Genomic DNA, 14,844 nt, shown 5'->3' with positions numbered 1-14,844 from the left:
TTTTGGATGTTCCGCTTGAGCCAATAACCGGCTTGGCAGATGATGACGAGGCTGTCGTCGCTTATTGTAATGTTGATTTAGACAGCAAGCCCCAAGCAGTGTCGATAATCGAGACTTTGCTTCTGCCCTACTTTCGTTCGCTTGGCTCGAGCATGAGGGAAGTGGTGGAATTGAATTACAAGTACTTCTTGACAAAAGAGGACACGGATTGGACTAGGGTCTTCGATTCTATCCTTCCACCGTTTGAGACTCCAAGCGACTCGCGTGGCTTCTTCTTGATATTATTCCAGATTTGTTTTGGTCATTCCGATTTCATATTGGATGACATCGAATCATATACTGTTCGATCGGATGCGAATGAACCGACTCAAGTATGGATCAAGGACATGAAGTCGGGCTGGCGTCCGAATTCAGACAAGACGGTGTAGAAAAGGGTTCAGGTCCGAATGGCATGAGCTTAATTCTAAGCGGCTGTAGCATAACGGTTTCGGAGCGTTTGCATTTGTTTGTATTCCTTGGGACGCCGTTTGAGTTCTCGCGGTTCATTACGGTCGGGGCGGGAGCCCAGTTCAAGCTGCCGGATCGTTTGCAGGAGGTTGCTCCATTGGGCATCCCGCTGTTGGGGATTCCAGCGGAGGGCGGCGGCGAACTCTTCGACGGCTTGTAGCGCGCCGTAAAAGCTCAGACGCCAAGAGGGCAGCTGGAGCTTCAGCGCCGTCGCCAGCATCGCGGCTCGCACCAGGTTGTAGCCAATCATGTGGCAGTGCAGTTCTTTGCAAACCATCGCTGGACTTTTGCAACGCAGGTGGCGCTGGAGCGGTGTCTGCAGAAGTTCGGCGAAAGTGAAAGTGGGTATGGTCTCGACTACGTTTGGGCGAAGATGCTTGGGGGAGAAATAGGGCATCGTCGACGCCGTCAGCGCTGCGCATGAGCGGCCAATTCAATCGCGAGATTGGGTGCTAGAGAATGGTCTGACGCCTGTGCAGGAACTGAAGCGTCTCTCGGCGCGGTATCAAATCAATCGTAAGACGTTGCCCTTTTTCTCCTACTTTCCCAGAGAAGGGTGAGCGTGAACCGATAGGCTGCGAATGGCATGCCGTGATCCGGGGTAGGCCATTAGATAGGCCGCTACATTTCACTACCCACGAACGTGGATCGTCCTGATTTTCTCTGGTATCATCATCCTGAATCGATACTTTTACTTTGGATGAAGATCCATGCGGCAGCCGATCGACAAAGTTGTCAGCCTTGGCTACAAATGCGACGTTTCCTATCACATTCGCCGGAGCGGGCTGCCGACGCTTCGCGGTCCGTTTGACAATGCTTTGACGTCGCATGAAGCATTAAAGGCGTGTCTCCTTTCTGATTTCCAGGAGGTCTTCTCTGACAATTCGATCCGCGTTGGTTGCTATGTGACATCGTTCGTGTGGGGGCACTTGCCCTATGAACAACTTGGACGCGAATTAAAGGATCGTTGGCGATACCAGACCAACAATTTCCTGAATTTGAAATCGCAGAATGTCGCCTTCATTCGGCGAGTTGACGAAAACGAGGACTGGCAGACGCAGTATGGCGACGTTTGCAGTTGGCTTCAAACTGCCGGCTATCGATCGTTCCGACTGATCTTTGTCATCAATCAGGCGTTCCCCTCGAACGATAACTTTTTTTCCATGACCCGACCCAAAGATGACCCCGAGAAGGGCGCATGGAAGGGGAGCCATGCAGACTGGAATGACCTATTTCGAACCTTCGAACGAGTCAGGGAGCAATCAACAACCGACATCAGTCGCTCGCTCCAATTTCAAATCGATATTGGTCGCTAAATCAACATTTATGCTTGGCTCGTGTCTGGTAAGGAGGAGATGAAAAGCGTCACGAATCGCACACAGAGCATGTCCCAATCCATCAGTGGATTTGCTTCGCCCGGTAGGCGAGAAAAAAGTGAAACAGAGCGATACGTTGTTCGAGAATCAAGGGACGGTGAACCGCTCTGCAAAACTGATCCATCTCGTCAACCATGCACGTCGCTCTCCCTTCACTGCATACAATAAATTTTGATGGAGACACCGGTTCGTCTGTGGTATCTTCTTTGCAGTTTTGCAGGGTAATTTGCGAAATGAGCTTTCAGTTAGCTGATAGCGCGCGATCGCAGGAGCGGTGGGCATTGAACAACATTGGGATGCGCGATCAATTGTTTGGCGGATGGTATGTTTAAAGAATTTTATGAATGAGATGGCCGATTACACGGACGCCGAATTGACATTCTACATGCCGGTGTTTCGCGATATTGAACCGGCTCGCTGGGCACTCACGCAATTGCGGAAACATTATCGCAGTCGAGTGATCCTCGCTTCGGATGGTGATTTCGACCCAAATTGGCGAAGCCTCGAATCAGAATTTCAGATTGAATTTTATTATGGCGTGAAGGACACCGCCTACTGGTGCCGTGGCTTGCATGTCGAAAAGATGATGCGGCTCTTTCTCATGCGACCGACGCAATGGCTGATCAAGCTGGATACCGATGCCGGCATTCATCGACGGTTTCGATATTTGCCGTCAGGATATCAGTGCGGCACGATCCAAAAGTTTGGCAAGGCGATTTCGTTACAGGCCGGTTGCTGCATGCTGTCGCAAGAATTTTGCGAACGATCGCTAGAAAGTCGACTGCTGACGTCCCCTGAATTATTTGAAGCGCTAATCACCTGGTGCCCCGCAGCATTAGGAACCCATTGGCCAGGCGTTCCGCACATCGCAGAAGACTGGGTGCTGGGATATCTTGGGCAGCAACTGGGGATGCCGCCTAGTGAGTTTGAAGAGATACGCAGCACCTGGAAAAACTATGTTCCCAATTCGGATTTGAAATTTGCCATCACCCATCCTTGCAAAGCAATGAGACTTTAGCATGCGACTCCTTCCACTCACGCACTATGCCCCTATCTTCGCGCCCTTGAGTGGCAAGCGAGTTGCATTGATCGATGGCATCGGCGGAACCGGTGACAAGCTGATCTACCGAGCGACGCGCCAATTGTTGGATGCATTCGGCATCCAGTGGAGGGCTTGCGAACCGCGCGAGATTGCCGATGTGGATGTCGTGCTGCTATTCGGCGGCGGCAATCTTGACAGCTATTATCATGGCGAGATTCAGCGCCGGCGAGTCGCTTGTGAGCGAGCGAAAAAGATTGGTGCAAAGACGATCGTGTTGCCGCAATACTCAATGGGAATGCATGAGGGGACCAGCTTCGATCGCTTGTTTGTACGTGATCTTAGTAGTATGAAAACACGTCCCGAGGCGGTGCTTGCGCCTGATTTGGCGCTCGGCTATGATCACCCGGCCCCCAGCCAGCCGCCCCGTCATCCGCTAGGGCTGTTCTTGAGGGAAGATCGTGAGTCGCTGTTGCCTCATGATGTTACGTATGTTGGTGATCCTTATCACATGACGCACGATCTCGATGAGTTATTTCGGATGGCGGCTGACTACGCTCATATTGTGACGGATCGCCTGCACTTCGGGATCTGTGGGCTGATCTTAGGGCGCCGGGTTACTTTGCTTCCAGTGAACAATCACAAGTCGCGCGAGATGTGGCAGATGTGGTTGCGGCATGTGGGTTGCGAATGGAGTAACGAAGTTCCCGCTTTCGCCAGAGAGCAGCCGATCGCCAGCGAACATATTCTGGCTTGGTCGTCCGATCCTGAAGTGCGTGCATACTCGACGAGTGGTGGGTTCACCAAAGAGTTGCTGCGACACGCTCTGACGTCAGGGTACGTGGACAAACTGGTTTTTCCCCGCATGATCGGCACGCGAGCCGAGATTATTGTGACGGACGATCCCAACGAACTGATGACGCCTGCGACGAATTCGATCTACCAGCCGATCTCGCCGCTCAAAGGATTATCGCGCGTGTCGGAGGGAGAAACCTGCGCCATCACGCTGTTGCCTTGTCATGTCGAAGCACTACGCGACAATCCACAGTGGCATGAAAAAGCAAAACTCGTCATCGAATTGGCATGTGGACATGTGCCGCACTATGCCTGGACACAAGATTGTCTGGCCAAACTGGGGGTTGAGGAGGATGAAGTAGAGCAGCTTGATTATCGCAACGGGCTTTGGCCGGGTGAGATGGTGGCTCGGCTGAAGAATGGAAAGGAGGTCCGCACACCCTTTCCACCGCTTTGGAATCCCGATCCGACCGTCAGCTCGCCCGCGATCTGCGGAGTTTGTAATCGCCTGGGCGGTCGGGGAGATATTCTGGTCGCCGATCCATGGCGATTGGAAGAAATGTATCGGGCAGGCTCTCCCGGCAAGACGATGGTCAAGGTCTTGAGCCCGGCGGTTTGGGACTTGATTCGGACCGCAAATATTGAGTACGAGCCGATCAGTCTCCGACAATGGGATCATTCGATGACCTGGCTGAGGAACTCCAAGCAAAAATGTGGCGAGAGGGTGCAGTGAAGATTTGTCCGAAGGGCTTTTTGCAAAACTCTGGTGTGAATACGTCCATCTCAAAATTGTACGGCGTGACAGGAAGCGTCATAATGATGGCTATTGTTTGTTCAATGATCGCGGTCTAAAAGAACGTTGGGTAGAGTGCGTCTAAAGTTGATTGAGCCGTGGGTAATAGTCGTGTCGAATAAACTGCGTTCAGCATAACCTATGAAAAAACGAATTTGCTTTTGTTGGGAGCTGGGCGCTGGATTTGGTCACTTGGGGCCGCTGCAACCGATCGCACGTCGCCTTACTGAACAAGGGCATTCGCTAACGTTAATCGTCAAAGATTTGTCTAGGATTCGGGGCGCCTTTCCCGGCATTCCCTTTGAAGCGTACCAGGCGCCGGTCAAGGTTTCGCCTGCGATCCCGAACCTCAAGAATCCGCCGACGTTTGGCCATATTCTGACGAACAAAGGGTACGCCCAGCGGCAAGAACTGGGGGGGATGGTCGAAGCTTGGCGTAATCTTTTCAACCATATTCGTCCAGACCTGTTGCTCTTCGATCACGCGCCAACGGCGATCTTGGCGGCGCGGGGACTTGTGGTTCCGCAAGCGACGATCGGAACCGGCTTTTTTTGCCCGCCGGACGAGAATCCGCTCCCCAACATGTCGGCGATCCGAAATATGTCGCTGCATGAACGCCGAGAGGACGAAGCAATTCTGCTGCAGACGATCAACCAAGTTCTTTCGGAGAATCGGCAGCCTGAACTTGCCCACGTGGGGCGGCTGTTCCATGATGTCGACGACAATTTGTTTTGCACTTTTCGCGAACTGGACCATTATCCGCAACGTCCGCCGGCGACCTATTATGGCTGTTGGTCGGCAGAGCTTCCGCGGGAACAGTTTTCGGGATGGCCAGCAGGATCTGGGAAAAAGGTGTTTGCGTATCTGAAGCCGATGAAGGCGCTGGAGGAGTTGATTCGCTGGCTCCATGGGCAAAACCATCGTACGATTTTGGTAGGAGATCACATTAATTTCGCCCCGTATCAAGAGTGGTCGCAGGGAAGCGTCCGATTTGTGACCCAGCCGATTCAACTCGAAGCGATTCGCCGTGATGCCGACGTTGCTATTATGAACGGCAACCATGGCGCGGCGTGCGAGTTCCTGCTCGCCGGCGTTCCCACCTTGCAGGTTCCGATCACCTACGAGCAAGGCATTCTGACGCATCGAATTCTGGCGACCGGGACCGCTCTCGTCGCCTCGCAAGAACAAGGACGGCAAGCCATCAGCCAGTTGGGCGCACTGTTAGATGGCCATGGGAGACGAGACGCCGCCCAGAAATTTGCCGACAAGTATCGGGAGTTTACCCCAGAACAGGGTGTCGAGCGGCTTTGCTCGCGACTGTACGAATTGCTGGGGTAGAAGTCACCTATTTTCACCAATCAAAACGGGTGCAGTAAATTGGGTGCTGTCGGTCAGAAACGGTAGGATTGAATAGCCGGCGAAGCTTTTGCAGCTCGGTACGATTTGAACTTTCCTTACTCTTCCAACATTGACGCTGCGTGAGACCCATGGATATTGTTTATTTTTTAAAGCACAGTCCTGTCAACGACTTGGAGATTCGGCTGTCGCTGCGTAGCGTCGCGCAGCATTTTCCTGAAGTCGGAAAAGTTTGGGTGGTCGGCGATCGGCCGGCGTTCTTGTCCGATGATACAACTATTGTGGAGCATGTTCCGCACGAGTATCTGGCGACGCCGATACGAATGCCTACTCCCGTCGTTAATCTATTTCAACTTTTGTTCGCATCATCACTGCTCCCTGATTTATCGCATGAGTTTCTGCAATTCTGCGACGACTACATCTTGCTTGACCGCTTAACGCTTGATGCGGCGCGAACCGTTTATTATCTGGAAACGCTAGATCAAGTCCAAAAACGAGGCAAGGGGATTTGGCATGAGTCGCTGTGGCGCACCTATGATCAATTGAAGCGACTTGGCTATCCGTGTTTCAATTTTGAAACTCATTCGCCGGCCTATTTTCGCCGTAAATGGATCTTTGACGCCTATCGCGATTTGCAAAGCTACGTCACCGACGATCGGTTCTATGGCATGCTGGGTAAGACCGCAATTTTAAATCACGCCATTGCGAAGCAAGGAGTTAAACCGATCAGCCTACAACTGAAGAATCGGCGAATTGGTTTTTGGGGAAAACCTCCCAGGTATGAAGAAGTTGTCGAAGCCAGCTATGGAAAACTGTTCTTCAACTTTGACGACGCCGCTTTCGGTCCTGATGTAAAACGGTTCCTGTTGGAAACGTTCCCCGAGCCGTGTCGTTATGAGCGGCAGGAAGTTGATCCACCCAGTGTCGATGCGCTGAAGGCGTCGCTCGGTTGCTTTCAAGTGACGACGTGATTGTAAGAAATCTGTCCGCTGGGTGATTTGGCGCAAGCACCTCCTCTTGTGGCTGAGGTGAATTACTGCATCCAAGCCGGAGTCAAGTTGAATGGTAAGTGTTAGGCAATAATGCATCTGGATCGGTATAGCTATTTCGAAAGAGGTTGATCGCGACCTGGAGTTTGGCTTGCCACTTGTGAGCGAATTAGAGATTGAATCAAGCGGCACGACCGCTGCATCGACAACGAAGTGAGCGACCTTGTCCTAGTCGGCGGCCCTCACGTTGTGGCTCTTCGTCGGTTGCAACGAAGCCCTAGCGACCGATGTTCTCTGGCTGTTGCGCCATCGGCTCACACCGAGTATCTAATCATTGGTTCCTAGCGGCAGAAGCAGTAATTCTTTGGAGGCGAATCGATCCAATTCGTACGATTCACTCCGTCCCTTGAAGATCGCTTCGATCGGGCAGAGATTGTAGCAACGCGAAACTTCGTGGCCATCACCTTTCTCATGTTTCGGGTGCTCGCGAAACTTTGGCGTTGTAATGCCCAACTATACTCGCGCGACGAAAACGGTTTAGATCTCGGCAAAGAAGAGCGTGTGATTTCCTTTTATGGACAGCCAGCGATCGACAATCTTTTCGCTCTCCTGGTATGACAGCCCATCTCGTCGATAGTCACCTAATGTCGGAAGCCTCGACCATGTTCCGCAATTTCGCCAGTCGCCGTGATCTTACTACTCTTTCCGGTGATCGCAATGAGTGGGCGGTCCGTCACTGTGTGCAAAGTGGCGATCCAACTGGCGGTCCGTCGGCCCACTTGGACGCTGCGCGATCAGCAAATGTGCGGTGGTAGGATGAAACAAAGAATCTGTAACAGCCCGAAAAATTAGCACCAATTATTGATCTCCTGGTTGAGGTCCGACGAATCTCCAGCGCTGGGATTCTTCACAGAAATATCCCGTTCAAATTGATGTCAGATCCTGCGAGTGGGCGCCTCATTTGCGTACGCTGTTTTTGTTCAATTCACGTTCAATCGGCTTGATGAGTCACTCTGACGCCATATCCGACCGACGCCCGATTCGCTTGTCCTCTTACTATTGCCGGAAAAAGGATGTAATGCTGCCGGAAATCGATTTCAAATCGTTCTCGCTGGGGGTAAATGTAGCGGTTCTGATTGTGTCAGGAGTCGTCGTCTGGGTTGCTGGCCTCAAACTCGCTCGCCTCGCCGAGGGAATCGCGAACAAAATTGGACTAAGCAAAGTAATAGCAGGTGCGCTCCTGCTAGGCGTGGCGACATCGTTACCGGAGATTGTCACCACAATGACCGCTTCGGCATTGGGTAACGCTCCGCTGGCGGTGAATAATCTCTTTGGTGGCGTCGCAATGCAATTAGCGGTGCTGGCCGTGATCGATTGGATATATGTGCGCGGCAGTCCGCTCACCTTCTTTTCGCCGAATCCCGTTCTGTTGTTGGCCGGAGTGTTATTGGTGATGCAGGTTGCACTAGCGATCATCGCGATCACCGCAGGAGACATAACCGTGGCTGCTCACCTAGGATTCTGGCCGTCGCTGCTTGTGGTGTTCTATGGAATGTCGTTGTACTACCTGAACCGATTTAATTCTCTTGACACGTGGACGGCATCGCGAACGCCGACCGATCCGCGAGAAGACGACGCCAGCGGCCGTGCAGATCACCCTGCTGCTAATCGAAACTCGAGTAGCCTGGACGATGAAGGCTCATCGATAGTGCGACTGTCGGCGGCATTCGCTTTTTGTTGCTTACTCGTGCTGTTGGGAGGAGGGGCAGTATCAGCATCGTCCGACGCGCTGGCCGCGCAGACGGGGATCGGCAGCAGTTTTTTCGGTGCGACGTTGGTGGCGCTAACCACGTCACTTCCGGAACTCAGCACCACTGCAGGGGCGATTCGCCTTGGCTCCTACACCATGGCGATCGCCAATATTTTTGGTACGAACACGCTCGAGATAGCGTTGCTGCTGCCTGCCGATATTGCGTATTTGGAGGGGCCGGTAATGAATGCCGTTGATCAGTCGGCGTTGCTTATGGGTAGCTTAAGCATTGTAATGACATCGTTGTACCTCTGGGGATTGCTAGAGCGGCGAGATCGATCATTTCTCGGTATGGGAATCGATTCAGCTGGGGTGTTGATCGTCTACTTCATCGGTCTCATCGTGCTCTATTTTAAGTCGGGGGGAGAGGGATGAGTTGGCAGCGCAACACTCCACGAACAAAGTCCGATCGTAGCCAAGCACCTTTGAACCACGCCGGGCGACTTCGCCCCCACGTCCTTCTCTTTTGTGTACTACCAATATTCGCGCTGGCAAGCGGCGGTTGCGATGGACCTCAGTCGACTCTCACGCCCGCTGGCGCCGAGGCCGAGAAGATAGCCGGCTTGTTTTGGGCGATGGCGATTGGCGCGGCGGTGATCTGGGTGTCGGTCAGCGGGCTGGCAGTCTACGCAATGCGAGTCGCTACCCACCGACATGATGCGCAGTTCACGCGGCGGTGGGTCATCGGCGGAGGAGTTGTGGCTCCCACGATGACGTTTGGCCTCCTGTTGATCTTTGCATTAGCGCATCTACCGTCGCTCTTGCGTCCAGCGCCGGAAGGGAGCATGCGGGTTGATGCGGTCAGTGCGCTATGGTGGTGGCGTTTCACCTATCCGAGGCCAGACGGGGGGACGGTGGAAGTCGCCAACGAGATTTGGTTGCCGGTGGGAGAACCGGTGCAATTCGATCTGCAAAGCGTGGATGTCGTGCACTCGTTTTGGATCCCTTCGCTCGGAGGAAAGGTGGACATGATCCCGGGACGTCGCACTCAGCTTAGCTTGCTTCCCACGAAAGTAGGAACCTACCGAGGCATATGCGCGGAGTATTGCGGAGCATCGCACGCTCACATGGCGTTTGATGTTGTGGTGACAACGCGGGAGGACTTTGACGCTTGGCTAAATCGACAAATCGAGAATTCGCTGACGCCGCAAGCCAACAAGTCGGCTCTTGGGGCCGAGGTCTTTCGGCGAAGCGGTTGCGGAGCTTGCCACACGGTTCGCGGCACTTTTGCAGACGGGACGGTTGGTCCAGATCTTACCCATTTCGGTGGCCGGCTTAGCGTCGCCGCCGGCGCGATGGAAAACACCGAAACAAACTTGCGCCGCTGGATTACCAATCCAAAGCAGGTGAAGCCTGGTGCTCTCATGCCTGGTTTCCACACTTTGACGAGCGCTGAAATCGACCAGTTGGCCGCCTATCTGAAAGGACTCAAGTGAGCGAAGCGACCAATGACAATTCCTCAGACCCCACAGGGAAAGAGACGCAGACGCAACGGTTGTTAAATGCTTGGCGCGTGCCATCGGGTTGGCGCTATTGGTCGGAGGTCAACAACACAGAGGTAGGGTTGTGGTATACCGTCACCTCCGGGCTCTTCTTCCTTTATGGAGGCGTCTTGGCCCTGTTGATGCGGGTGCAACTAGCGACGCCAGGCAACGATTTTTTGTCAGCGGACACTTATAACCAGGTCTTCACGCTGCACGGCTCGGTCATGATGTTCCTCTTCGCCGTGCCGATTTTCGAAGCCATCTCAATCCTTCTGCTTCCCGAAATGCTCGGAGCGCGTGATCTGCCGTTCCCTCGCTTGTCGGCTTTTGGCTATTACTGCTTCTTGATCGGGGGCCTGTTCGTATGCGGGTCTTTGTTTTTCGACGCAGGGCCGAAAGGGGGATGGTTTATGTATCCGCCTATGACCACGAAATACCAGCCTGGCGTCGGCGCCGACATCTGGCTGCTTGGTCTGTCATTTATCGAAATCGCCTCGATCGCCGCTGCGGTTGAATTGATCGTGGGGGTGCTTAAGTGTCGCCCGCCCGGCATGCGGATTAACTTGATACCGCTTTACGCATGGTACATCCTCGTCGTCGCGGGAATGATTCTGTTCGCGTTTCCCCCTCTCATCGCTGGAGACATCCTCTTGGAGATGGAGCGAGCGTTCGATTGGCCTTTTTTCGATCCAAGTCGCGGGGGCGACCCGCTCCTCTGGCAGCACCTGTTCTGGATATTTGGTCACCCAGAGGTTTACATCGTCTTCCTGCCGTCCGTGGCGCTCATCGCGATGATTGTCCCGACTTTCGCACGCACGCCGATCGTTGGGTATGGCTGGGTCGTATTAGCGGCGGTCGGTACGGGCTTTTTAAGTTTTGGTCTCTGGGTGCACCACATGTTCACTACGGGGCTTCCCGGGGTAACGCTTGGTATCTTCTCCGCTGCGTCCCTCGCGGTGGCCATCCCGACGGGAATCCAGTTCTTCTGCTTTCTCGCGACCTTGATGACGGGAAGAGTCGTGGGTTCGGTGCCGTTGATGTTTGTCTTTGGGAGCCTGGTGACCTTTGTCTTTGGCGGTCTTACCGGGGTGATGGTCGCCGTCGCTCCCTTCGATTTTCAAGCGCACGACACCTTTTTCGTCGTCGGTCACCTGCACTATGTACTGGTCGGCGGGACCATCTTTCCGATCGTCGCCGGCTTGTACTATTACTTTCCCATTGTTACGGCGAAAGAACTCTCACCGCGATTGGGAAAGCTGGCCTTCTGGCTGCTTCTGATCGGTTTCAATATTACTTTTATGCCGATGCATTGGACTGGGATGCTGGGCATGCCGCGGCGCGTCTATACGTATCCCTCTGAACTTGGATTCGACACGTTGAACATGGTCTCGACGATCGGCGCTTTCATTCTTGGCGCTGGTTTCTTGGTGGTGCTTTGGGATGTCATCCGGCCGAAAGGGCATCAGCCCTGGGCGCCGCGCAATCCGTGGAATGCAGGCACACTCGAGTGGCTTGCGGAGATGCCTGACAAGCCCTGGGGCGTACGCTCGATCCCGATCATCACCAGTCGATATCCGCTGTGGGATCAAAAGGATCTGATGCACGAGATCGATGATGGACGCTACTACCTGCCCGACGCAAAAGAAGGATACCGCGAAACGCTCATCACATCGGTGATTGACGCTCGCCCTTTACAGTGCTTGCGCGTTCCCGGACCTTCGTTTCTGCCGCTGATCTGTGCCGCGTTTACTGGCGGAATGTTTATCTTCGCGACCTATCATTGGTGGATTTGGGCGACTGTCTGTGGCTTGGGTTCGTTGATGACGATCCTAGTCTGGCTGTGGACAGGAACAGCTTGGCTGCCTGAAAAAGAAACGAAGGACGTCGGTCTCAACTTAAAGCTGCCGATCTACGTCTCAGGACCAGACGCCGTTGGCTGGTGGGCGATGTTCATCACCATGCTCGCCGATGCCACCGCTTTTGTCTCCCTTGTTTTTGGATATTTTTTCTACTGGACGATCCATGAAGATTTCCCGCCCGCTTCCTCCCCAAGGCCAGATGTGATGTGGCTATTATCGGGCGGCGTGCTTGTGCTGCTCGCCTACGGGCTGACGCTATGCGCTCGCAGATGGAATCGGAAAGGGAAAGCCGCTGCGTTTTATGGCGCAGCTTTCTCGGGCGTTCTCCTTGCAAGCTTGGGGGCGGCGGCCCTCGCAACGGGACCCTATGTATCAGAGCTTGATCCGACGCGACACGCCTATGAAGCGATCGTATGGCTGCTCGTCGGCTGGACTGTCATGCATGTTGCTGTGGGCGTTTTAATGCAGCTTTACTGCGTTGCGAGACGAGCAGGCGGCCGAATGACCTCAACCTACGACGCTGATATCGTGAACGTTGCACTTTACTGGCATTTTCTCGCGTTGACGGCGGTGATAACCGTCGGCGTGGTGGCCGGATTTCCTCGGGTGGCCTGATGACGAATGTAAAACCTCCCAGCGTTACGGAATCGCCCCCCGAAAAGGCCGAGTCACTGTGGCTACTTACCAGTGCGCCAACGATTTGGGCGACGCACTTTATGGCTTGTTATCTCACCGCCGCGGTATGGTGTGAGAAATTTGCCGATGATTCCGCGAGTCTTGCGCCCGTGCGCTGGGCGATGGGCGTCTATACTTTGCTGGCGGTTTTGGGGATTCTGTTGATCGGCTGGAGGGGTTACCGCCGTATCCGTAATTCCCTCGCCGATCGACCACATGACTCTGATCATCCCGGCGACCGATACCGCTTCTTAGGATTCGCGACCGTCCTCTTGGCTTGGCTCAGTCTTGTCGCAACGCTGTTTGTCGCAGCGGTGGCTCTCTTTGTGGAGACTTGCCACTAATGCGATATTCACTTTTGATTGCTGGGCTACTAACGCTCGCCGTCGCTTGGTTAGGCCCGCTGCCCGAGTTGGCGCAACATGCGTTCTTTGGGCATATGCTGATGCACATGTTAGTCGTGGCGGTGGCAGCACCACTTCTTTCCATCGCGATCGTGAAGGGGCCATTCGACCCGGTCGATCGAGCACCCTATTTGTTCGCGCCGATCCCCGCATCGGTAGGCGAGTTGATCCTGGTTTGGGCATGGCATGCGCCAATGCTGCACCATTTAGCTCGCAACCACTCGTGGGGCATTATCGCCGAACAGGGATCGTTCTTATTCGCCGGTATGTGGGTCTGGATTTCGGCATTCGGGGGCGTTCAGCAGCGAGGAAGAAGCGCCGCGGGCGTGATTGGCTTGTTGCTTACGTCGATGCATATGACGCTGCTGGGCGCGCTTCTCGCGCTGGCGCCCCGGGTGATTTACCCTCATCATACCGGTTTCGGATCGTTAACCGCGTTGCAAGATCAGCACCTGGGAGGCGCGGTAATGATCGTGATTGGAAATATCGCTTACTTGAGCGGCGGACTCTGGCTCACGCGTCAATTGCTGCAGCCCGATCCCGCAGGAGGTTACAAGCATGAAGATGCCAATTAAATTAAAACAAAGGGCGACCACCGTCGCCATATTGCTTGCATTCTCCTTGATCGTTGCGACGGTGATTGTGGTATCCGGCGTGGCGCCGATTAAGGCGAGTTCCGGCCATTGGGCAATCACAAAATGGTTCTTGCAATTCTCAAAAAACCGTTCGGTCGCGACGCATAGCCAATCGATCAAGACGCCGCCGCTCGACGATCCTGCTCAGTTACTCCGCGGCGCTGGACATTACGAAACCGCCTGCGCGAATTGCCACGGAAGCCCGCTGAGAAGCCGCTCGCCTGTGGCGCTGGCTTCTACACCAACCCCGCCCCAACTAGTGGATCTCGTTACGCAACGCCAACCTCGCGAGTTGTTCTATGTAGCCAAACATGGAATCCTGTTCACTGGCATGCCTGCTTGGCCAACGCAACAGAGGGATGACGAAGTATGGGATGTCGTTGCATTTCTCATTCGCCTTCCATCGATCGATCGTCAGGAGTATGAGCGTCTCGTATTTTCTGAAGCAAAGCCCGGGCCCCTAGGTTCGGCCGATGATGCCGTTGTGGCCGCTCGCAACCTCTGTCAGCGTTGTCACGGCATTGACGGACAAGGTCGCGAGCATGGCGCATTCCCTCACCTAGCCGGGCAAAATCAAGAGTATCTATTTTCAGCACTCGGCGCCTACGCGAAGGGAGAAAGGAATAGCGGCGTTATGCAGACCATAGCGGCTATGCTTACCGACGAGGAACGCGAGGGCTTGGCCGCGTACTACGCGAATCTTGAAGCTTCACCTTCTGCTCGCGGTGATTCTCAGCAACGTAGAAATACGGAGGCCGAATTGGCAATCGCTCGTGGTCGCAAGATCGCTGAAGAAGGCCTGCCGGCAAAAATGACCCCGTCGTGTATGGACTGTCATGGACCGAGCGAACACTCGCCGTCACCTCAATACCCGCGTCTTGCGGGTCAGCCAGCATCTTACCTCGAACGGCAACTTCATCTCTTTCATAACAACCAGCGTGGCGGTGGGCCCGCCGCTTCTCTAATGGCGCCTGTCGCCAGCGGCTTGCCGGAAGAGTCCTTTCGAGACGTCGCTCTTTACTACGAATCGCTGATTCCCGAATGACCTGCCGATCTCCTTTTTTCTTATCAGTATCCGAAAGATCAGTATCCGGTAGCGTCGGTTGCTGAAGTAAACCTAAA

At 54.1% G+C, this 14,844-nt stretch carries 12 protein-coding genes; 11 read left to right on the top strand and 1 reads right to left on the bottom strand.

What is annotated here, in order from left to right:
- Nucleotides 1-463 precede the first annotated feature (463 nt).
- Nucleotides 464-784 carry a hypothetical protein gene (locus SH421x_RS15250; protein ID WP_488850150.1) on the bottom strand — a complete coding sequence of 107 codons (321 nt, stop codon included), beginning with the start codon at nucleotides 782-784 and terminating at the stop codon, nucleotides 464-466.
- Nucleotides 785-1,217: 433 nt separating this feature from the next.
- Here SH421x_RS15250 and SH421x_RS15245 point away from each other — a divergent pair, with 433 nt between their 5' ends.
- From SH421x_RS15245 to SH421x_RS15195, 11 genes are all read left to right on the top strand, one after another.
- Nucleotides 1,218-1,823, top strand: a complete 606-nt coding sequence (locus SH421x_RS15245; RefSeq protein ID WP_488850149.1) for a hypothetical protein — start codon at nucleotides 1,218-1,220, stop codon at nucleotides 1,821-1,823.
- 409 nt (nucleotides 1,824-2,232) lie between these two features.
- Nucleotides 2,233-2,901, top strand: coding sequence for a hypothetical protein (locus tag SH421x_RS15240; protein WP_488850148.1), 669 nt, complete (start codon nucleotides 2,233-2,235; stop codon nucleotides 2,899-2,901).
- 1 nt (nucleotide 2,902) lies between these two features.
- Entirely contained in the window at nucleotides 2,903-4,450 is a 1,548-nt protein-coding gene (locus SH421x_RS15235) for a Coenzyme F420 hydrogenase/dehydrogenase, beta subunit C-terminal domain (RefSeq protein ID WP_488850147.1), read from the top strand.
- 201 nt (nucleotides 4,451-4,651) lie between these two features.
- Nucleotides 4,652-5,848, top strand: a complete 1,197-nt coding sequence (locus tag SH421x_RS15230; RefSeq protein ID WP_488850146.1) for a glycosyltransferase — start codon at nucleotides 4,652-4,654, stop codon at nucleotides 5,846-5,848.
- Between the two features lie 149 nt (nucleotides 5,849-5,997).
- Nucleotides 5,998-6,837: a hypothetical protein gene (locus tag SH421x_RS15225; protein ID WP_488850145.1), complete on the top strand. Its 840-nt coding sequence runs from the start codon at nucleotides 5,998-6,000 to the stop codon at nucleotides 6,835-6,837.
- 1,096 nt (nucleotides 6,838-7,933) lie between these two features.
- Entirely contained in the window at nucleotides 7,934-9,040 is a 1,107-nt protein-coding gene (locus SH421x_RS15220; protein ID WP_488850144.1) for a sodium:calcium antiporter, read from the top strand.
- Between the two features lie 104 nt (nucleotides 9,041-9,144).
- A complete protein-coding gene (coxB, locus tag SH421x_RS15215) occupies nucleotides 9,145-10,101 on the top strand; it encodes a cytochrome c oxidase subunit II (protein ID WP_488856442.1) in 957 nt (318 codons plus the stop codon).
- Nucleotides 10,098-12,623 carry a cytochrome c oxidase subunit I gene (gene ctaD, locus SH421x_RS15210; RefSeq protein WP_488850143.1) on the top strand — a complete coding sequence of 842 codons (2,526 nt, stop codon included), beginning with the start codon at nucleotides 10,098-10,100 and terminating at the stop codon, nucleotides 12,621-12,623. The genes coxB and ctaD overlap by 4 nt, the downstream gene beginning before the upstream one ends.
- Complete coding sequence (locus SH421x_RS15205) at nucleotides 12,623-13,027, top strand: transmembrane prediction (protein WP_488850142.1); 405 nt, start codon at nucleotides 12,623-12,625, stop codon at nucleotides 13,025-13,027. Before ctaD ends, SH421x_RS15205 begins: the two co-directional genes overlap by 1 nt.
- Complete coding sequence (locus SH421x_RS15200; protein WP_488850141.1) at nucleotides 13,027-13,662, top strand: cytochrome c oxidase assembly protein; 636 nt, start codon at nucleotides 13,027-13,029, stop codon at nucleotides 13,660-13,662. The genes SH421x_RS15205 and SH421x_RS15200 overlap by 1 nt, the downstream gene beginning before the upstream one ends.
- A complete protein-coding gene (locus SH421x_RS15195; protein ID WP_488850140.1) occupies nucleotides 13,646-14,767 on the top strand; it encodes a c-type cytochrome in 1,122 nt (373 codons plus the stop codon). The genes SH421x_RS15200 and SH421x_RS15195 overlap by 17 nt, the downstream gene beginning before the upstream one ends.
- Nucleotides 14,768-14,844: the final 77 nt, after the last annotated feature.

Source organism: Blastopirellula sp. SH421, assembly GCF_057808535.1.
Note: the sequence above shows the minus strand (reverse complement) of the source record. Positions and strands in the feature narration are given on the sequence as shown.